The 18,035-nt window shown below is 64.8% G+C and carries 20 protein-coding genes; 2 read left to right on the plus strand and 18 right to left on the minus strand.

The features are described from left to right. The 8 genes from pabC to A9179_RS14065 form a co-directional block, all read right to left on the minus strand. Positions 1 to 816: an aminodeoxychorismate lyase gene (gene pabC, locus A9179_RS14030; protein WP_187806840.1), complete on the minus strand. Its 816-nt coding sequence runs from the start codon at positions 814 to 816 to the stop codon at positions 1 to 3. Next, a complete protein-coding gene (gene fabF / locus A9179_RS14035) occupies positions 816 to 2,060 on the minus strand; it encodes a beta-ketoacyl-ACP synthase II (protein ID WP_187806841.1) in 1,245 nt (414 codons plus the stop codon). Before fabF ends, pabC begins: the two co-directional genes overlap by 1 nt. A 112-nt stretch (positions 2,061 to 2,172) precedes the next feature. Next, the gene (acpP, locus tag A9179_RS14040; RefSeq protein ID WP_160081363.1) at positions 2,173 to 2,406 is read right to left on the minus strand and encodes an acyl carrier protein; all 234 of its coding nucleotides are present in this window, start codon (positions 2,404 to 2,406) and stop codon (positions 2,173 to 2,175) included. Positions 2,407 to 2,593: 187 nt separating this feature from the next. Then, complete coding sequence (gene fabG, locus A9179_RS14045; protein ID WP_187806842.1) at positions 2,594 to 3,337, minus strand: 3-oxoacyl-ACP reductase FabG; 744 nt, start codon at positions 3,335 to 3,337, stop codon at positions 2,594 to 2,596. A 19-nt stretch (positions 3,338 to 3,356) separates the two neighbouring features. Continuing rightward, the gene (fabD, locus tag A9179_RS14050) at positions 3,357 to 4,295 is read right to left on the minus strand and encodes an ACP S-malonyltransferase (RefSeq protein ID WP_187806843.1); all 939 of its coding nucleotides are present in this window, start codon (positions 4,293 to 4,295) and stop codon (positions 3,357 to 3,359) included. Between the two features lie 195 nt (positions 4,296 to 4,490). Then, positions 4,491 to 5,501: a phosphate acyltransferase PlsX gene (gene plsX / locus A9179_RS14055; protein ID WP_187806844.1), complete on the minus strand. Its 1,011-nt coding sequence runs from the start codon at positions 5,499 to 5,501 to the stop codon at positions 4,491 to 4,493. Positions 5,502 to 5,504: 3 nt separating this feature from the next. Beyond that, positions 5,505 to 5,687: a 50S ribosomal protein L32 gene (rpmF, locus tag A9179_RS14060; protein ID WP_187806845.1), complete on the minus strand. Its 183-nt coding sequence runs from the start codon at positions 5,685 to 5,687 to the stop codon at positions 5,505 to 5,507. A gap of 13 nt (positions 5,688 to 5,700) precedes the next feature. Beyond that, entirely contained in the window at positions 5,701 to 6,228 is a 528-nt protein-coding gene (locus tag A9179_RS14065; RefSeq protein ID WP_187806846.1) for a YceD family protein, read from the minus strand. A 106-nt stretch (positions 6,229 to 6,334) separates the two neighbouring features. On the opposite strand from A9179_RS14065, the gene A9179_RS14070 reads away from it, so the two are divergent. Continuing rightward, positions 6,335 to 6,913, plus strand: coding sequence for a Maf family protein (locus A9179_RS14070; protein WP_187806847.1), 579 nt, complete (start codon positions 6,335 to 6,337; stop codon positions 6,911 to 6,913). 53 nt (positions 6,914 to 6,966) lie between these two features. Here the strand turns inward: A9179_RS14070 and sppA are convergent, their stop codons facing one another. From sppA to rluC, 3 genes are read right to left on the minus strand one after another with little or no spacing between them, the layout of a single operon-like run. Continuing rightward, positions 6,967 to 7,944, minus strand: a complete 978-nt coding sequence (gene sppA, locus A9179_RS14075; protein WP_187806848.1) for a signal peptide peptidase SppA — start codon at positions 7,942 to 7,944, stop codon at positions 6,967 to 6,969. Next, positions 7,934 to 8,629, minus strand: coding sequence for an HAD-IA family hydrolase (locus tag A9179_RS14080; protein ID WP_187806849.1), 696 nt, complete (start codon positions 8,627 to 8,629; stop codon positions 7,934 to 7,936). Before A9179_RS14080 ends, sppA begins: the two co-directional genes overlap by 11 nt. Then, entirely contained in the window at positions 8,622 to 9,575 is a 954-nt protein-coding gene (rluC, locus tag A9179_RS14085) for a 23S rRNA pseudouridine(955/2504/2580) synthase RluC (protein WP_187806850.1), read from the minus strand. The genes A9179_RS14080 and rluC overlap by 8 nt, the downstream gene beginning before the upstream one ends. A 565-nt stretch (positions 9,576 to 10,140) precedes the next feature. Between rluC and rne the strand changes: the two genes are divergently transcribed. Next, complete coding sequence (gene rne / locus A9179_RS14090; protein WP_187806851.1) at positions 10,141 to 13,164, plus strand: ribonuclease E; 3,024 nt, start codon at positions 10,141 to 10,143, stop codon at positions 13,162 to 13,164. 126 nt (positions 13,165 to 13,290) lie between these two features. Here the strand turns inward: rne and murB are convergent, their stop codons facing one another. The 7 genes from murB to A9179_RS14125 all read right to left on the minus strand — a co-directional run bounded on the left by murB (position 13,291) and on the right by A9179_RS14125 (position 17,975). Then, positions 13,291 to 14,310, minus strand: a complete 1,020-nt coding sequence (gene murB, locus A9179_RS14095) for a UDP-N-acetylmuramate dehydrogenase (RefSeq protein WP_187806852.1) — start codon at positions 14,308 to 14,310, stop codon at positions 13,291 to 13,293. Next, positions 14,307 to 14,771, minus strand: coding sequence for a low molecular weight protein-tyrosine-phosphatase (locus A9179_RS14100; RefSeq protein ID WP_187806853.1), 465 nt, complete (start codon positions 14,769 to 14,771; stop codon positions 14,307 to 14,309). Before A9179_RS14100 ends, murB begins: the two co-directional genes overlap by 4 nt. After that, entirely contained in the window at positions 14,771 to 15,535 is a 765-nt protein-coding gene (gene kdsB, locus A9179_RS14105; protein ID WP_187806854.1) for a 3-deoxy-manno-octulosonate cytidylyltransferase, read from the minus strand. Before kdsB ends, A9179_RS14100 begins: the two co-directional genes overlap by 1 nt. After that, positions 15,536 to 15,721 carry a Trm112 family protein gene (locus A9179_RS14110; RefSeq protein WP_160079593.1) on the minus strand — a complete coding sequence of 62 codons (186 nt, stop codon included), beginning with the start codon at positions 15,719 to 15,721 and terminating at the stop codon, positions 15,536 to 15,538. Between the two features lie 132 nt (positions 15,722 to 15,853). Continuing rightward, positions 15,854 to 16,861: a tetraacyldisaccharide 4'-kinase gene (gene lpxK, locus A9179_RS14115; RefSeq protein ID WP_187806855.1), complete on the minus strand. Its 1,008-nt coding sequence runs from the start codon at positions 16,859 to 16,861 to the stop codon at positions 15,854 to 15,856. Next, positions 16,861 to 17,304, minus strand: coding sequence for an ExbD/TolR family protein (locus tag A9179_RS14120; protein WP_187806856.1), 444 nt, complete (start codon positions 17,302 to 17,304; stop codon positions 16,861 to 16,863). Before A9179_RS14120 ends, lpxK begins: the two co-directional genes overlap by 1 nt. Further along, positions 17,301 to 17,975: a MotA/TolQ/ExbB proton channel family protein gene (locus tag A9179_RS14125; protein WP_187806857.1), complete on the minus strand. Its 675-nt coding sequence runs from the start codon at positions 17,973 to 17,975 to the stop codon at positions 17,301 to 17,303. Before A9179_RS14125 ends, A9179_RS14120 begins: the two co-directional genes overlap by 4 nt. Positions 17,976 to 18,035 lie beyond the last annotated feature (60 nt).

The following is an 18,035-nucleotide window of genomic DNA, read 5'->3' on the forward strand; positions in this document are numbered from 1 at the left end:
TCAGGAATCCAGAAGACTGCGAATAATGGCCTGCAGTTTACGGGTCAACGGGCCGACCGACCAGTCGCGCCCCTGCAACTCGCGCACCGGCCAGATGCCGTACTGGCTGTTGCAGAGAAATACTTCATCGGCATCCAGCAATTCTGTCAGGGCGATATCGCGCACCTGCACCGCCAGCCCCAGCACCTCGGCCTGCTGCAGCAGCTCGGCGCGCATCACCCCGGCCACCCCGCAGCGCGTCAGCGCGGCGGTCAGCAACACGCCATCCTTGACCAGGAACAGGTTGCTGAACACGCCCTCGATCACCCTTCCCGAGTTGTCGCAGAGCAGGCCTTCGGCGAAAGCCGGATCCGCCCATTCGCTACGCGCCAGCACCTGCTCCAGGCGATTGAGGTGCTTGAGGCCGGCCAGCAGCGGCTGCTCGGCCAGGCGGGTGCTACAGGGAAACAGGCGCACGCCCTGCTCGGCATGGGCCGATGGATAAGCCGGTACGGGACTGCCCAGCAGAATGCGCCGGGGCTGCGCCGGCACGGGCGCGGCATAGCCGCGCAGGCCGTCGCCACGGGTCACCAGCAGCTTGGCCACACCTTCGCCCAGCTGACTGCAGAAGGCCAGCAGTTCGGCCTCCAGCACCGCCAGGTCAAGCTCCAGGCGCAGGCGCTGCGCGCCCTCCGTCAGGCGCACCAGATGCCGCACCAGCAGACGCGGCTTGCCATTGCGCACGGCGATGGTCTCGAACAGACCATCGCCGTAGGCCAGGCCACGATCGAGCAACGACAGCTCGGCCGCCGGCCGGCCATCGACCCAGCTCAGCATCAGCCGGCGAACCGGCGGAACACCAGCGAGCCGTTGGTGCCGCCAAAGCCGAAGGAGTTGGACAGCACGGCGTCGATCGCCAGGGGCTTGGCCTGGTGCGCGACGAAGTCGAGGTCGCAGCCCTCATCCGGCTCGTCCAGGTTGATGGTCGGCGGTGCCACCTGGTCGCGCAGGGCCAGCACGCTGAAGATCGCCTCCACTGCGCCGGCGGCGCCGAGCAGGTGGCCGGTCATCGACTTGGTCGAGCTGACCGACAGCTTGTAGGCCTGTTCGCCGAATACCCGCTTCACCGCACTGGCCTCGGCTTTGTCGCCAGCCACAGTAGAGGTGCCGTGAGCATTGATGTACTGCACCTGATCCGGATTCATACCGGCGTCGCGCAGAGCATTGCTCATGCAACGCGCGGCACCGTTGCCATCTTCCGGTGGCGAGGTCATATGGTAGGCATCGCCACTCATGCCGAAACCAACCAGCTCGGCATAGATAGTCGCGCCACGAGCCTTGGCATGCTCCAGCTCCTCAAGCACCAGAGCGCCGGCGCCGTCGGACAGCACGAAGCCGTCGCGGCCCTTGTCCCAGGGGCGACTGGCCTTGGTCGGATCGTCGTTACGAGTGGACATCGCCCGCGCCGCACCGAAAGCGCCCATACCCAGAGCACAGGCAGCCATCTCGGCGCCACCGGCGATCATCACATCGGCCTCGCCGTAAGCGATGTTACGCGCGGCCATGCCGATGCAGTGGGTACCCGTGGTGCAGGCGGTGGCAATAGCGTAGTTAGGCCCCTGCAGACCCAGATGGATCGACAGGAAGCCGGAAATCATGTTGATGATCGAGCCCGGCACGAAGAACGGCGAGATACGCCGCGGCCCCTGCTCGAACAGTATCTTGCAGGTAGCCTCGATGTTGCTCAGGCCACCGATACCGGAGCCCATGGCCACACCAATGCGCTCGCGATTGGCATCGGTGATTTCCAGACCGGCATCACTCATCGCCTGGAAACTGGCAGCCAGGCCGTACTGGATGAACAGGTCAAGCTTGCGCGCTTCCTTGACCGAGAGGTATTGCTCGACGTCGAAGCCTTTCACCGAACCGCCGATGCGGGTGGAGAAGGCCGACAGGTCGACGCTCTCGATCAGGCCTATGCCACTGCGACCCGCCAGGATGCCCTGCCAGCTGCTCGCCACATCGACGCCCAAAGGCGACAGCATGCCCATACCGGTAACCACGACGCGTCTACGCGACACTGCGAAATCCTCTTGTCCTGTTTGCAACTGCACCAGCCATTAAAGAAAAACCGCACGCCTCGTTAGGGGCAGTGCGGTTTTTCCAGGTTCGAAAACCGACGATTACGATCAATCAGCCGTGGGCGTTGATGTAGTCGATGGCTTCCTGAACGGTGGTGATCTTCTCAGCTTGCTCGTCCGGAATCTCGGTCTCGAATTCCTCTTCCAGAGCCATCACCAGCTCAACGGTGTCAAGGGAGTCGGCGCCCAGGTCTTCAACGAAGGAAGCGCTGTTGGTGACTTCATCTTCTTTGACGCCCAGTTGCTCGGCGACGATTTTCTTGACGCGTTCTTCGATGGTGCTCATGTCTTGTTTTCACTCCTATGGAAAAATCCGTGCAGCTGGGCCGCAGTGTATAGAAAGGGTTTTCTAACTTTCAAGCCAAACACCCGACCCTTCCGGAACAGTTCAGATGGCCGTCTACGGCTGGTTGCACTTTTGTAACGAACTCTAGACGGGTTTTATGACAGTTTCCTGAAGGTTCGAGTCACATTCAACTCATGTACATGCCGCCATTCACCGGCACGGTGGCACCAGTAACGTAGGCTGCGCCGTCGGAGGCGAGGAAGCCCACCACCTTGGCAATCTCTTCGGCCTGGCCCAGGCGGCCCAGGGGAATCTGGGTCAGCAGCGCTTCGCGCTGGGCTTCCGGCAGCTCGCGGGTCATATCGGTGTCGATGAAGCCGGGTGCCACCGAGTTGACGGTAATGGCACGGGAACCGACCTCACGAGCCAGCGCGCGGCTGAAGCCCTCCAGGCCAGCCTTGGCGGCCGCGTAGTTGACCTGCCCGGCGTTGCCCATGGCACCGACCACCGAACCAATGCTGATGATGCGACCCCAGCGCGCCTTGGTCATGCCACGCAGCACGGCCTTGGACAGACGGAACAGGCTGTTGAGGTTGGTATTGATGACATCGAACCACTCCTCGTCCTTCATCCGCAGCATCAGGTTGTCACGGGTGATGCCGGCGTTGTTGACCAGGATCGCCACCGCACCGAAATCCTTCTGGATCTGCTCGAGCACCGCGGCAACCGACTCGTCATTGCCGACATCCAGCAGCATGCCCGCACCCTGAATACCATTGGCCTTCAGCGCCTCGCCGATGCGCTCGGCACCGGCCGCGGACGTTGCCGTACCGATCACCACCGCGCCCTGACGCCCCAGCTCGAACGCGATGGCCTGGCCGATGCCACGGCTCGCGCCCGTTACCAATGCAACCTTGCCTTGCAGACTCATGCAGTCTCTCCTTGCCTAATCAAACCAGGGCCGCACGGGCCGCCGCGAAGGCGTCCACGCTGTCCAGATTGTGGGTATTGATACCTTTCACGCAGCGCTTGTTCAAACCGGCCAGCACCTTGCCAGGGCCGCACTCGACCAGATCGGTGACACCCTGCCCGGCCAGCAGCTGAATACTCTCAACCCAGCGTACCGGGCTGTACAGCTGCGCCAGCAGATCGCGCTTGAGGCTGTCGAGGTCACCGGCGACCGCCGCACTGACGTTCTGCACCAGGGCAATCTGCGGCGCCTGCCAGGCCAGAGCAGCCACGGCCTCGGCGAATTTTTCCGCAGCCGGACGCATCAGCGCGCAGTGCGACGGCACGCTGACCGGCAGCGGCATCGCGCGCTTGGCGCCACGTGCCTTGCACGCCTCGATCGCGCGCTCGACAGCGGCGGCAGCCCCGGCAATCACGACCTGGCCCGGCGCGTTGAAGTTCACCGCACTGACCACCTCGCCCTGAGCCGCCTCGGCACAAGCCGCCAGCACATCGGCATCTTCCAGACCGAGGATCGCCGCCATGCCGCCCTGCCCCGCCGGTACCGCCTGCTGCATCAGCTGGCCACGCAGCTCGACCAGCTTGACCGCTTCGGCGAAGCCCAGGCTGCCAGCGGCGACCAGCGCCGAGTACTCACCCAGGCTGTGACCGGCCACGAATGCCGGGCGCGCCCCGCCCTCGGCCAGCCACAGGCGCCACAGGGCAATGGAGGCGGCCAGGATGGCTGGCTGGGTCTTGTCGGTCTCGTTGAGACGCTCTTCCGGCCCCTGCTGGATCAGCGCCCAAAGGTCGTAACCGAGCGCATCGGCGGCTTCGCCGAAGGTATCGCGCACCAGCGACTGTTGCGCGCCCAGCTCAGCCAGCATGCCCAGCGACTGCGAACCTTGGCCAGGGAAGACAAATGCGAGGGAGGTAGACATCAAAACTTTCCCTTATCTACGAATCAATGAATGAGCGGATGCCCGGCAGCGCCAGGCGCAAGACTGCAGATTGGATGACCGAGGAAATCCTGCAGTCACAGACCAGACCACAGGTTTTGCCCGATGTTCGAGCAGAACGGAAGTAACGGAGGCCTGCCAGCCGAGTCACGCACACCTCGACTCGACACGCCAGGACTAGAGCAGCAGGTCTTCGAGACGACCATGCAGGCGCTGCGGAAGATTTTCGCGCACCTCGACCAGAGCGCGACGAATGGCACTCTGGAAGCCTTCCACGCCAGCGGCGCCATGGCTTTTCACCACAATGCCCTGCAACCCGAGGAAGCTCGCGCCATTGTGCCGCGCAGGCGCCAGCTCCGAGCGCAGGCGGCGCAGCAGAGGCAACGCCATGCTGCCGATCAGGCGCGCGGCCAGCCCCTCACTGAACAGGGCCTCGATGCGCGCCAGGATCATCGAGGCCAGCCCCTCGCTGGACTTGAGCAGGATGTTGCCGACGAAACCGTCGCACACCACCACGTCGGCCTCGCCACGATAGAGGCCGTCGCCCTCGATGAAGCCGGTGTAGTTGAGCCCGGTCGCCTGCTGCAGAAGACTGGCCGCCAGCTTCACCTGCTGGTTGCCCTTGATCTCCTCAACCCCCACGTTCAGCAATGCCACTCGCGGCCGCTGCACGCCGAGCGTCTCGGCTGCCACCGAGCCCATCACGGCGAATTGATAGAGGTGTTCGGCACTGCAATCGACGTTGGCGCCAAGATCGAGCAGATGGCAGACGCCCTTGGCCGTCGGCACCGCACTGACCATCGCCGGCCGGTCGATGCCCGGCAGGGTTTTCAGCACATAACGCGACAGCGCCATCAGTGCACCGGTATTGCCGGCACTGACGCAGGCCTTGGCCCGTCCACTGCGCACCAACTCCAGGGCCACGCGCATGGATGCATCGGGCTTGCCACGCAAAGCCTGGGAGGGGCGCTCGTCCATACCGACCACTTCGCTGGCATGCTCAACGAGCAGGCGTGCGCGATCGACACTGGGATGGCGGGCAATCAGTTCTTCGAGGAGAGGAGCTTGGCCGACGAGGACCAGGTGTAGCGAGGGGAATTCAGCCAGACAGGCGACGCTGGCTGGAACAATGCAGTGGGGACCGAAGTCCCCACCCATTGCATCGATCGCGATCAGAGGAGCAGACAAGGATTACTCGTCGGCGCCCTTGTCGATCACTTTGCGACCACGGTAGAAGCCTTCCGGAGATACGTGGTGGCGCAGGTGAACTTCACCGGTGCTCTTCTCGACGGACAGGGTGCTGGCCTCGAGAGCATCATGGGAACGACGCATGTCGCGGGCAGAGCGGGATTTTTTGTTCTGCTGAACAGCCATAACTGATTAACTCCTAAACGTTTGGGTCACGCTTTAACTGCGCCAATACACTGAACGGGTTGGACCGCGTCACCTCGTCCTCGCTCGACTCGGGCTCATCGAGACCGGGCGGCTGCTGGCAATCCTCAGGGGCATGAACCGGAACGATGGGCAGAGCGAGCAACAGCTCATCTTCGACCAACGCCAGCAGATCCAACGGATCCTCCCCCACTTCCAGCACGTCGTAGCCCTTGGGCAGCGACTGGGTATCCGCGCCTTCCTTCACGACTGCGTAATCGCATTCGCTCTGAATCGGCAGGACGACCAGTTCCAGACAACGCTGGCAAATCATCTTGACCTCAACCTGAAGCTGACTATGAATACTCACAGCCCGCCGCTCGCCCCGCTCGAAGACCAACTTCGCCTGTACAGTGCCGACATTATCTGCCAGCGGGTCGCACAAACGCTCGAAACTGGCCAGCGGCATCGCCCCTTCGAGGGTAGCGCCGCGATCGGCGAGCTTACGCGGATCAACGTGAGGTGGAATCGGTCCATTTGACATAGGCGCGACATTCTAGGGATGCACCCTACCCCTGTCAAAGGAAATTCCGCCCTGTCCGTCGCCTGGGGCAATAGCTAGAATTCACGCCCCTTATCAGGAGAAGCCCATGCTGCCTCTGGTGCTCGCCTCAAGTTCGCCCTATCGCCGGGAGCTGCTATCCCGCCTGCGCCAACCCTTCACCTGGAGCGCCCCAGCCATCGACGAGACGCCCCTACCCCGCGAAAGCGCCGACGCTCTGGTGCGCCGCCTGGCCGAGAGCAAGGCACGCGCCCTGGCTGAAGTGCATCCGAATCACCTGATCATCGGCTCGGATCAGGTCGCCGTGCTCGGCGAACAGATTCTCGGCAAGCCCAACGACTTCGCCCGCGCCCGCTGCCAGCTACTGGCCGCCAGCGGCGCCAGCGTCACCTTTCTCACCGGCCTGGCCCTGCTCAACAGCGCCAGCGGTGCCTGCCAGGTCGATGCAGTCGCCTTCACCGTGCACTTCCGCCAGCTCAGCGAAGAACAGATCGACCGCTACCTGGAAGCTGAACAACCCTACGACTGCGCCGGCAGCTTCAAGGCCGAAGGCCTGGGCGTCAGCCTGTTCCGCGCCACCGAGGGCGAGGATGCCACCAGCCTGGTGGGCCTACCCCTGATCAGCCTGGTCGGCATGCTCAACGCACAGGGCCTGCAGATTCCCTGACCCTATAAATGCAGAAGCCCGGCACGCGCCGGGCTTCGACCAGACAGAGCCATTCAGCGCAAGGCCGGCCCCTGGAAGCCCATCCAGATCGACAGCCGCTCAGCCACGCTGGTACCGAGCTTCTTGGCAAAACGATCCAGCGGATTTTCCTGACGGGTAAAGTCGACGATTTCCTTCGCCCCGATCACTTCGCGCGCCACGTAACCGGTGCTGCCCAGCGCATCGACCAGCCCCAGATCCAGCGCCTGCTCACCGGACCAGATCAGGCCGGAGAACAGCTCAGGATGCCCATCGACCTTGAGACGATCGCCACGCCCCTTCCTCACGCTATCGATGAACTGCTTGTGCGTGGTTTCCAGCACGCCCTGCCAGAACTGGGTTTCCTCCGCCTTCGGCGGCTGGAACGGATCGAGGAACGCCTTGTGCTCACCGGAGGTGTAGACCCGACGATCGACACCGACCTTCTCCATCACCCCGACAAAACCGAAAGTCGCCGCCGTCACCCCGATGGAACCCACCAGACTGGCCTTGTCGGCATAGATCTGATCGGCCGCACTGGCGATGTAGTAGGCGCCGGAAGCCCCCAGATCACTGATCACGGCATACACCTTGACCTTCGGGTACTCGCCGCGCAGGCGCCTGATCTCGTCATAGATGTAGCCGGACTGCACCGGACTGCCGCCTGGGCTATTGATGCGCAGCACCACACCCTTGGTCTTCTCGTCCTCGAAGGCCGCCCGCAGACTGCCGACGATATTGTCGGCACTGGCTTCCTCGTCAGCCATGATCATGCCGCGCACTTCGACCAGCGCAGTGTGCTCGGCATTCGCCGCCGCGCCCTTCTTCAGGTTCAGCCCCGGCACAAACAGCGCCAGCGCACCGAACAGGTAGATGAAGGTCAACAACTTGAAAAAGATGCCCCAGCGCCGCGAACGCCGCTGCTCCTCCACCCCGGCGAGCAGGGTTTTTTCCAGCAACTGCCAGCTCTTGTCGCCGCCCGCCGCAGCCGATGCCTTCCATTCATCCGACATACACACCCTCCTCACTGGTTCTGGCCGACACACCCGACCCCAGCCAGGTGCGCAACTCGGAAAACTCGTTAATCGCCAGACGCGGCCCGCAGGCCCGCAGGCTCTCCAGCGGCTGCGCACCAAAACCCACAGCCACCGCATCCATACCGGCATTGTTCGCCATCTGCAGGTCGAACACCGAATCACCCACCATCAGAGCCTGCCCGGGAGACAAACGCAAATGCGCCAGAATCTCCTGCAGCATCAACGGATGCGGCTTGCTCGCGGTCTCATCGGCGCAACGGGTGATATCGAAATAATCCAGCCAGCCACGCCCCTCCAGCACTCGGTGCAAGCCATGACGGCTCTTGCCGGTCGCCACCGCCAAACGGTAGCCCTGGGCACGAAACGCCTCCAGCGACTCAGCCACTCCCGGAAACAGCGGCGAAGGCTCATGCTCCAGCAGCAGGTACTGCTCGCTATAAGCCAAGCGGAAACGCTCACTCAGCAACGGATCATCCAGATCGGGGTACAGCTGAGCGATCGCCTCCGGCAGGGCCAGCCCGATGATGCCCTTGACCGCCTCATCTTCGAGGCGCGGCAGGCCACAGACGGCGGACGCCAGGTGCATGGCCGCAACAATACGGCCGATGGAGTCCACCAGCGTACCGTCCCAATCGAAGATCAGCACCCGATAGTCACGCACCGAGCTGCTCCAGGGTCTGCGCCCACACCTCGTCGACCGGCGCCTCCAGCTGCAGCACCTGCCCATCGGGCAGGTTGATCTTCAGCGCATAGGCATGCAGGAACAGGCGCTTGCCGCCCAGTTCGCGCACTTCGCGAGTGAACTCGTCATCGCCGTATTTGCTGTCGCCAGCAATCGAATGCCCGGCATGCTTGGCATGCACGCGGATCTGATGGGTGCGCCCGGTGATCGGACTGGCCTCGACCAGGGTGGCGAACTCGCCGAAGCGACGCAGCACGCGAAACTCGGTGAGCGCCTCCTTGCCCTCGGGGTTGACCTCGACCATGCGTTCGCCGGAGCGCAGGTTGTTCTTCAGCAGCGGCGCACTGACCTTCTTCTTCGAGGTCGGCCAGGCACCACGCACCAGGGCCATGTAGCGCTTGTCCACGCCATCGCCGCGCAGCGCCTCGTGCAGGTGGCGCAGCATGCTGCGCTTCTTGGCGATCATCAGCAGGCCAGAGGTATCGCGATCCAGACGATGCACCAGTTCGATATCCTTGGCCTCCGGGCGCAGCTGACGGAAGGCTTCGATCACCCCGTAATTCAGACCACTGCCGCCATGCACGGCAATGCCGGCCGGCTTGTTCAGCACGATCAGCGTCTTGTCCTCGAAGACGATGGCCGCCTCCAGGCGCTCCAGCAGGCTCTGCGCCAGCGGCGCCGGCTCGTCGCGCTCAGCCAGGCGCAGCGGCGGAACCCGCACGATATCGCCAGCCTGCAGCTTGTACTCGGGCTTGATCCGCCCCTTGTTCACCCGCACTTCACCCTTGCGCAGGATGCGGTAGATCAGGGTTTTCGGCACACCTTTGAGGCGCGCGAGCAGGAAATTGTCGATGCGCTGGCCGGCAAGCTCAGGCGCAACCTCAAGCAGCTGGACGCCGGAGGTTGGAGAAGTGGGAGTAGTCATACCGGCGATCATAACAATTTTTTATGGAATTGAAGCACTTAATCATTACTGATATAGTCGCGAACGCCGCCAAAAGCGGCCCGGTCAGCGGATGATCGACAAGATTGCCATCCCTGCCGAGCGCAACCCTTTCAGGACGCGAGGCCGTCCGACGGGAGATTCGCCGCACAAGAGCGCGAAGAGCCCGGAAACAAAGCCTTGAGCCATAGACGCGCGAGCCTCCCAAGGGAGCTTGCGGTAAATGCTAACCCGCTGCGGATTCTGCGAGCGGCACCCGATTTTAGCGATACGTGTAGGGTGGAGATGCACAACCGTCGACCTGCGTAGCAACAAGCTTTATCAAGACGCTTCACTATCGTCCGCAGCGACCGGTTGATTCCTCCCCTGACTGAGTGCTTCTGTCACCACAGCAAGCAGGAGCGTCGTCGCGGCCCCGGCCCTACTGGCCAAAGGCTGCTAGACACTGGAATGATTTACGACCATTCCTGGCGCGCCCTGACACCGACCGTGAGAGTCGTGTGTGCCAAACGCCGTTTCCGGCAGCCCCGGAAACCATTGGTACAACATGAAAAGAATGCTGATCAACGCAACTCAGCCCGAAGAGTTGCGTGTCGCCCTGGTAGACGGCCAGAAGCTCTATGACCTGGACATCGAGTCCGGCGCCCGCGAGCAGAAGAAGGCCAACATCTACAAAGGCCGCATCACCCGCGTCGAGCCCAGCCTCGAAGCTGCCTTCGTCGATTTCGGCGCCGAGCGCCACGGCTTCCTGCCGCTGAAAGAAATCTCCCGTGAATACTTCAGCAAGTCGCCCGAGGGCGGCCGCGTCAACATCAAGGAAGTATTGAAGGAAGGCCAGGAAGTCATCGTCCAGGTCGAGAAAGAAGAACGTGGCAATAAGGGCGCCGCCCTGACCACCTTCATCAGCCTCGCCGGCCGCTACCTGGTGCTGATGCCCAACAACCCGCGTGCTGGTGGCATCTCCCGCCGCATCGAAGGCGAAGAGCGCAACGAACTGCGTGAAGCGCTGAACGGCCTCAACGCCCCGGGCGACATGGGCCTGATCGTGCGCACCGCCGGCCTGGGTCGTTCCAGCGAAGAGCTGCAGCTCGACCTGGATTACCTGATCCAGCTGTGGACTGCCATCAAGGACGCCTCGCAAGGCCGTGCCGCGCCGTTCCTGATCTATCAGGAATCCAACGTCATCATCCGCGCCATCCGCGACTACCTGCGCCAGGACATCGGCGAAGTACTGGTCGACAGCGTCGAAGCCCAGGAAGAAGCCCTGTCCTTCATCCAGCAGGTCATGCCGCAGTACGCCAGTAAGATCAAGCTGTACGAAGACAGCGTGCCGCTGTTCAACCGCTTCCAGATCGAAAGCCAGATCGAAACCGCCTTCCAGCGCGAAGTGAAGCTGCCGTCCGGCGGCTCCATCGTCATCGACCCGACCGAAGCCCTGGTGTCCATCGACATCAACTCGGCGCGTGCGACCAAAGGCGGCGACATCGAAGAAACCGCCCTGCAGACCAACCTGGAAGCGGCCGAAGAGATCGCTCGCCAGCTGCGCCTGCGCGACATCGGCGGCCTGATCGTGATCGACTTCATCGACATGACCCCGGCCAAGAACCAGCGCGCCGTGGAAGAGAAAGTCCGCGAAGCCCTGGAAGCCGACCGTGCCCGCGTCCAGGTCGGCCGCATCTCGCGCTTCGGCCTGCTGGAAATGTCCCGCCAGCGCCTGCGTCCGTCCCTCGGCGAGAGCAGCGGCATCGTCTGCCCGCGCTGCAACGGCCAAGGCATCATCCGTGACGTCGAGTCGCTGTCGCTGGCCATCCTGCGCCTGATCGAAGAAGAAGCGCTGAAAGACCGCACCGCCGAAGTCCGCGCCCAGGTGCCGATCCCGGTTGCCGCCTTCCTGCTCAACGAGAAGCGCAACAGCATCACCAAGATCGAGCTGCGCACCCGCGCACGCATCGTCATCCTGCCGAACGATCATCTGGAGACCCCGCACTTCGAAGTGCAGCGTCTGCGCGATGACAGCCCGGAAGTGCTGAGCGGTCTGTCCAGCTACGAGATGACCCCAGCCGAAGTCGAGGACGCCCAACCGGCAGCCGCGACCCGCACCCTGGTACGCCAGGAAGCCGCGCTGAAAACCACCCCGCAGCGCGCTGCCGCGCCGACCCCGGCTGCCCCGCTCACCCCGAGCGTGCCGACGCCCGAGCCGAGCCTGTTCAAAGGCCTGGTCAAGTCGCTGGTCAGCCTGTTCGCCGGCAAGGAAGAAGCCGCACCGGTAGTCGAAGAGAAACCGGCCGAGCGCAAACCGCGCAGCGGTGGCGACGAGCGTCGCAACGGTCGCCAACAGAATCGTCGCGACGGCAACCGTGGTAGCCGCAGCGGCCGTGACGAAGAGCGCAAGCCGCGCGAAGAGCGTCAGCCTCGTGAAGAGCGTCAGCCACGCGAACCGCGTGAAGAGCGCCAACCTCGCGAAGCCCGTGAGCCGCGCGAGCCGCGTGAAGAACGCCAGCCGCGCGAAGCCCGCGAAGGCCAGGAAAACCGTCGCGAGCGTCAACCGCGTGAAGCCCGCGAGCCGCGTGAAGAGCGCCGCCCACGTGAACTGCGCGAGCCGCTGGACGCCACCGGCGAAGGCCGCAGCGAAGAGCGCGCCGAGCGCAAGCCGCGCGAAGAGCGCCAGCCACGTCCGCCGCGCGAGGAGCGTCAACCGCGCGCCGAGCAAGTGAACGCCGAGGCCGCTGAAGAAGAAGTACTGGAAAACGCCGAGCAGCTGGAAGACGGTCAGGAAGGCGGTGAAGGCGGCGAGCGTCCGCGCCGCCGTTCGCGTGGCCAGCGTCGTCGCAGCAACCGCCGCGAGCGTCAGCGTGATGCCGAAGGCAACCTGATCGAAGGCAGCGAAGAAGGTGCCGACGAAGCGGGTGAAGCCGCCGCAACCGTTACCGCCGTTGTGGCTGGCGCCACCCTCGCCGACGCAGCCGACGCACCGTCCGCTGAGCAGGTGAATGACGGCGCGGCCAGCGCCCCTGTCGCCGAAGCCCGCACTGAAGTGGTTGCCGAAACCAGCGAAGCCGCTGCCGAACCTGCTCCGGCAGTCGAAGCCCCGGTGGTCGCTGTCGAAGCCCCAGTACAGAGCGAAGCCCCGGTAGAAGCTGTAGTGGCAGAAGTCGCCGCAGTGGAAGCTGCTCCAGTAGAAGCCGCTCCGTTCGTAACTGAAGCTGCTCCGGTCAGCGTCGCAGTCGAACAGGCCGCTCCCGCTGCCGTCGCAGTCGCTGTCGAAGCTGCTGCCCCGGTAGCCAGCGGTGGCCGCGCACCGAACGACCCGCGCGAAGTGCGTCGCCGTCAGCGTGAGGCCGAGCGCCTGGCTGCCGAAGCCGCTGCCGCACCGGCCGTGGTCGAGAGCGCTGCCGAAGTGGTTGAAGCCAGCGCCCCGAGCGTTGCGCCGACTGCTGCGGTGGAAGCCGCCGAAGTCGTGGAAGCCCCGGTCGCCAGCGAAGCCCCGCAGGCTGAGCCGGAGCCGGAGCCGGAGCCGATCGCCGCAGCCGCCGAACCGGCGGCTGAGGAAGAGGCCAAACCGCAGGTGTAACACCTGCGGCAACAAAAAAGGGATGCTTCGGCATCCCTTTTTTGTTGGCTGCGTTTACCCCACCGCCCCACCTTGCCCGCAGCGTACCGACTGCCTCAGGTACAGCCAGTCACTGCCAGGAACGACTCAGAGCACGTTGGGCTCGATTTCCAGTTCGACGGCGAAACGCCTGGCGATATCGGCGCGAATGCGCTGAGCCAGAGCCAGCAGCTGGGCGCCACTGGCGGCACCGTAGTTGACCAGCACCAGAGCCTGCAGGCGATGCACACCGGCATCCCCGTCACGAAAGCCCTTCCACCCGGCCCGCTCGATCAGCCAGCCAGCCGCCAGCTTGACCCGCCCTTCCCCTGCCGGATAGCTGACTAGGTCGGCATGCTCGGCACGGATACGCTCGGCCAGCTCGACGGTTACCACAGGGTTCTTGAAAAAGCTGCCGGCATTGCCCAGCTCGGCCGGATCAGGCAGTTTCTCGCTGCGGATAGCGCAGATCGCCCGACTGACATCACTCGGCGTCGGCGTCTCGATACCTTCAGCCTGCAGGCGCTGGCGCACCGGACCGTAGTCCAGATGCAACTGCGCCCGCCGACTGAGGGCGAAGCGTACCCGCAGAATCAGCCAACGCCCCGGCTGCTGCTTGAACAGGCTGTCGCGGTAGGCGAAGGCGCACTCCTCCAGGCCGAATTCGCGCAGTTCGCCGCTCTGCCGATCCAGCGCGGTGAGGCCGGCGAACACATCCTTGATCTCCACGCCGTAGGCACCGATGTTCTGCATCGGCGCGGCGCCGACGGTGCCCGGGATCAGGCTGAGGTTCTCCAGCCCGGCCAGGCCCTGCTGCAGGCTCCATTGCACGAAGGGGTGCCAGGGCTCGCCGGCTTCGGCCTCCACCACCACCCGCCGGCCATCGTCGCTGAGGATGCGCAGGCCACGGCTGGTCATGCGCAGCACCAGCGCTTCGATATCACCGGTCAGCAGCAGGTTGCTGCCGCCACCGATCACCAGCAGCGGCAAGCCGCGCTGCTCGGCCAGGGCCAAGGCCTCGCGCACCTGCTCATCGCTGGTCGCCTCGGCAAACAGCCGCGCCCGCACATCCACGCCGAAGCTGTTGAACAGTTTGAGGGAAACCGCTTCCCGCAGCACCAGACTCACAGGCGCCCCCGGACTTCGGCCAACAAGGCGGCGCTGGCCTGCTCAATCAGATCGAGCACCTGCTCGAAGCCATCGGCACCGCCGTAATAGGGGTCGGGCACTTCGTCCAGCGCCAGCTGGTAGCGGCGCAGGAACAGATCCAGCTCGGCACCGCCACTGGCCGGACGCAGGGCCTGCAGGCGGGCCAGGTTGTCGTGATCCATGGCCAGGATCAGGTCGAAGCGCTGGAAGTCGTCACGCTGCACCTGCCGTGCGCGCTGGCTCGACAGGTCGTAACCGCGGCTCAGCGCCGCCTGACTGGAACGGCCGTCCGGCACCTTGCCCACGTGCCAGTCGCCGGTGCCGGCGGAATCCACCTGCACCTGCGCCTCCAGACCGGCCTCGCGCAGACGCTGGCGAAACACGCCCTCGGCAGTCGGCGAGCGGCAGATATTGCCCATGCAAACGAACAGAACCTTCATCAGGCCCCCAGCAGGCGGCGTACCCGTTCCAGATCTTCCGGGGTGTCGACGCCGGCAGCCGGCGCCTCCAGGGCATCGGCAACGTGGATGCGCACCCCGTGCCAGAGGGCACGCAGCTGCTCCAGGCACTCGGTGTCTTCCAACCAGCACGGGCCCCAGGCGACGAAGTCATGCAGGAAGCCGGCACGGTAGGCGTAGATACCGATATGACGGCGGTACGGCACGCCTGCCGGCAGCACGTCGCGGCTCTTGGCGAAGGCATCGCGGGCCCAGGCCAGCGGCGCGCGGCTGAAGGTCAGGGCCAGGCCGGACTTGTCCGCCACCACCTTGACCACGTTGGGATTGAACAGTGCCTGCACATCCTCGATCGGCTCGGCCAGGGTAGCGATGCCGGCCTGCGGGTTGGCCGCCAGGTTGGCCGCCACCTGATCGATGATGCTCGGCGGAATCAGCGGCTCGTCGCCCTGCACATTGACCACGATGGCATCACTGGCCAGGCCGAGCTGGGTGGCCACTTCGGCCAGGCGATCGGTGCCGGAGTTGTGGTCGACACGGGTCAGCAGCACCTCGGCGCCGAAGCCCTGGCAGACCTCGAGAATGCGCGCATCGTCGGTGGCGACCACCACGCGGCTGGCACTGCTCTTCCGCGCCTGCTCCCAGACATGCTGGATCATCGGCTTGCCGGCGATGTCCTGCAGCGGCTTGCCGGGCAGGCGGCTGGAAGCGAAACGGGCCGGGATGACAACGGTAAAGGTGACAGTCATTTACTTGTCCAGGCGCTCGTCGACGTTGAGGGTACGGGCCTCGCTCTCCAGCATCACCGGGATACCGTCGCGAATCGGGTAGGCCAGGCCGGCGCCCTTGCTGATCAGCTCGGTCTTGTCTTCGCTCAGTTGCAGCGGCCCCTTGCAGACCGGGCAGGCCAGGATATCGAGCAGTTTGGGATCCATGGGGAGAGTCCTTCAGTGAGATTCGGGGCCTGCTGCGCGCTCACACAGCGGCGCAGGCCGGACAGAAAAGTCAGGTGCGCAGTTTACTCGTGCCCACCCCCGCCTGCCGAGTCCGGCGTGACCAGCGCGCGATCAGCCGCGTGGCAGCGGCAGCAGACGAGCCAGCTGCCGATCCAGCCAGTCGACGAAGGCCGGCGAAGGCTGCGCATCGACTGCCAGGTACCACCAGTGCTCGGCGGCAAAGCTCCGGCACTTCACCGCATCCTTCTCGGTCATCAGCAGCGGCAGGTCATCGCCGAAGTCCAGCGCCGCCGGAGTGAAGGTGGCGTGATCGGCGAACGGATGGGCAAGCACCTGCCAGTGCAGGGCCTCGAGGGTGTTGAAGAAGCGCTGCGGATTGCCGATACCGGCCACCGCGTGCACGGCCTGGCCGGCAGGGAAATGGGTCAGCGGCAGGCGCGCGCCGCTGCGCAGGTTGACCAGCACACTGGGCTGCAGGTTGAAGGCGTAGCCCTCGGTGCTGTCGCCGGCGGCGCCATTGAACAGTACGGCATCCACCGTATCCAGACGCTCGGCCGGCTCGCGCAGCGGCCCGGCCGGCAGGCAGCGGCGATTGCCCAGGCCGCGGGCGACATCGATCAGCACCAGTTCCAGGTCACGGGCCAGGCGGTAATGCTGCAGGCCGTCGTCGCAGAGGATCAGATCCAGTGCTTCCTGCTTGAGCAGGGCCTGCACCGCCCGCGCCCGCTGCGGGTCGATCATCAGCGGCACGCCGGTGCGCTGCACGATCAGCAGCGGCTCGTCGCCGGCCACCGCGGCGGCATCCTCGCTGCGCACCCGCCAGGGCAGCTGCGCTGGCGTGGCGCCATAGCCGCGACTGACCACGCCGACGCGCAGGCCGCGGGCCCGACAATGTTCGATCAACCAGAGAATCAGCGGGGTCTTGCCGGTGCCGCCAACGGTGATGTTGCCCACCACCAGCACCGGCACCGGCGAACGGAAGATATCGCCCTGCCCGGCCAGAAAGGCCTGACGCTTGCCCTGCACCACCCGCCGGTACAGCCACTCCAGCGGACGCAGCAGGCCCAGGGCGGGATGGCCGCGGTACCAGGCGGCCAGCAGGCGGTCGGAGAAGGCCATCAGGGCTGGCCTGCGTCGGCCTCGACCGTGCTCATGCGCAGATGAGCGAAGCCCAGTTTACCGGCGGCATCCAGGGCGGTGATCACCGACTGGTGAGTGGTCTTGGCATCGGCGCTGATGGTCAGCGGCAGGCTGTTGTCGCCGCCGGAAGCCTGGCCCAGGGCACTGATCAGGGTGGTCAGGTCGCTCTTGGCCAGGGCCTGGCCATTGAGCACGTACTGGCCGTCGGCCGCGATGCTCAGCTCCAGGGTCTTCAGCTCGGTGTCCTGCGGCGGCGTACCGCTCACCGCCTCCGGCAGTTCGATCTTCAGCTGGGTCGGGCGGCTGAAGGTGGTGGTCACCACGAAGAACAGCAGCAACACGAAGATCACGTCGATCAGCGAGGTAAGGTTGAGGAACACCTCCTCCCGGGCAACGTTGCCCGCCCTGCGCCGGAACTTCACGCCTTCTTGCCTTCTTTGCGGGCCGCCGGCTTGGCGACCGGGGCCGGCATGTCGCTGAGGTCGACATCACGGTCGCCCTGCACCACCTCCACCAGCTTGATCGCCTCCTGCTCCATGGCCACCACCAGCTCGTCGACACGGCGCAGCAGGTAACGGTGGAAGAACACCGCCGGGATGGCCACGATCAGGCCGGCCGCAGTGGTCACCAGCGCCTTGCCGATACCGCCGGCGAGAACCGGCGCGTTGGCCATGCCGTTGTCCATGAAGCCGCTGAAGATCTCGATCATGCCGAACACGGTACCCAGCAGACCCAGCAGCGGCGCCATGGCGGCGATGGTGCCGAGGGCATTGAGGTAGCGCTCCAGCTCGTGAATGACGCGAGAGGCAGCTTCCTCAATGCATTCTTTCATGATCTCGCGGCCATGCTTGGAGTTGGCCAGGCCGGCGGCCAGCACTTCACCCAGCGGCGAGGAGGCGCGCAGTTCCTTGAGCTTCTGGCCATTCAGCTGCTTGTCCTTGATCAGACGCCAGACCTGACCGAGCAGATGGGGTGGCGACACCCGGCTGACCCGCAGCGTCCAGAGGCGCTCGGCAGTAATGCCGACGACGGCGATGGAACACAGAATGATCGGCAGCATCATCCAGCCGCCCGCTTTGACCAGTTCCCACACGGTTGTGCATCCCCCTCGGAAAAGTGGCGCCACTCTAGCATAGGGTCGGCGCCCAACAGA

The organism is Pseudomonas alcaligenes (assembly GCF_014490745.1).
Lineage (GTDB): Bacteria > Pseudomonadota > Gammaproteobacteria > Pseudomonadales > Pseudomonadaceae > Aquipseudomonas > Aquipseudomonas alcaligenes_C.

What these genes read in the sequence shown, in the direction of transcription:
- lpxK (WP_187806855.1), bottom strand. Translation starts at nt 16,861, where the DNA reads ATGGCCTTCTCCGACCGCCTGCTGGCCGCCTGGTACCGCGGCCATCCC.
- kdsB (WP_187806854.1), bottom strand. Translation starts at nt 15,535, where the DNA reads ATGACTGTCACCTTTACCGTTGTCATCCCGGCCCGTTTCGCTTCCAGC.
- A9179_RS14070 (WP_187806847.1), top strand. Translation starts at nt 6,335, where the DNA reads ATGCTGCCTCTGGTGCTCGCCTCAAGTTCGCCCTATCGCCGGGAGCTG.
- sppA (WP_187806848.1), bottom strand. Translation starts at nt 7,944, where the DNA reads ATGTCGGATGAATGGAAGGCATCGGCTGCGGCGGGCGGCGACAAGAGC.
- fabD (WP_187806843.1), bottom strand. Translation starts at nt 4,295, where the DNA reads ATGTCTACCTCCCTCGCATTTGTCTTCCCTGGCCAAGGTTCGCAGTCG.
- rpmF (WP_187806845.1), bottom strand. Translation starts at nt 5,687, where the DNA reads ATGGCTGTTCAGCAGAACAAAAAATCCCGCTCTGCCCGCGACATGCGT.
- A9179_RS14100 (WP_187806853.1), bottom strand. Translation starts at nt 14,771, where the DNA reads ATGAAGGTTCTGTTCGTTTGCATGGGCAATATCTGCCGCTCGCCGACT.
- fabG (WP_187806842.1), bottom strand. Translation starts at nt 3,337, where the DNA reads ATGAGTCTGCAAGGCAAGGTTGCATTGGTAACGGGCGCGAGCCGTGGC.
- A9179_RS14110 (WP_160079593.1), bottom strand. Translation starts at nt 15,721, where the DNA reads ATGGATCCCAAACTGCTCGATATCCTGGCCTGCCCGGTCTGCAAGGGG.
- A9179_RS14065 (WP_187806846.1), bottom strand. Translation starts at nt 6,228, where the DNA reads ATGTCAAATGGACCGATTCCACCTCACGTTGATCCGCGTAAGCTCGCC.
- rne (WP_187806851.1), top strand. Translation starts at nt 10,141, where the DNA reads ATGAAAAGAATGCTGATCAACGCAACTCAGCCCGAAGAGTTGCGTGTC.
- acpP (WP_160081363.1), bottom strand. Translation starts at nt 2,406, where the DNA reads ATGAGCACCATCGAAGAACGCGTCAAGAAAATCGTCGCCGAGCAACTG.
- pabC (WP_187806840.1), bottom strand. Translation starts at nt 816, where the DNA reads ATGCTGAGCTGGGTCGATGGCCGGCCGGCGGCCGAGCTGTCGTTGCTC.
- rluC (WP_187806850.1), bottom strand. Translation starts at nt 9,575, where the DNA reads ATGACTACTCCCACTTCTCCAACCTCCGGCGTCCAGCTGCTTGAGGTT.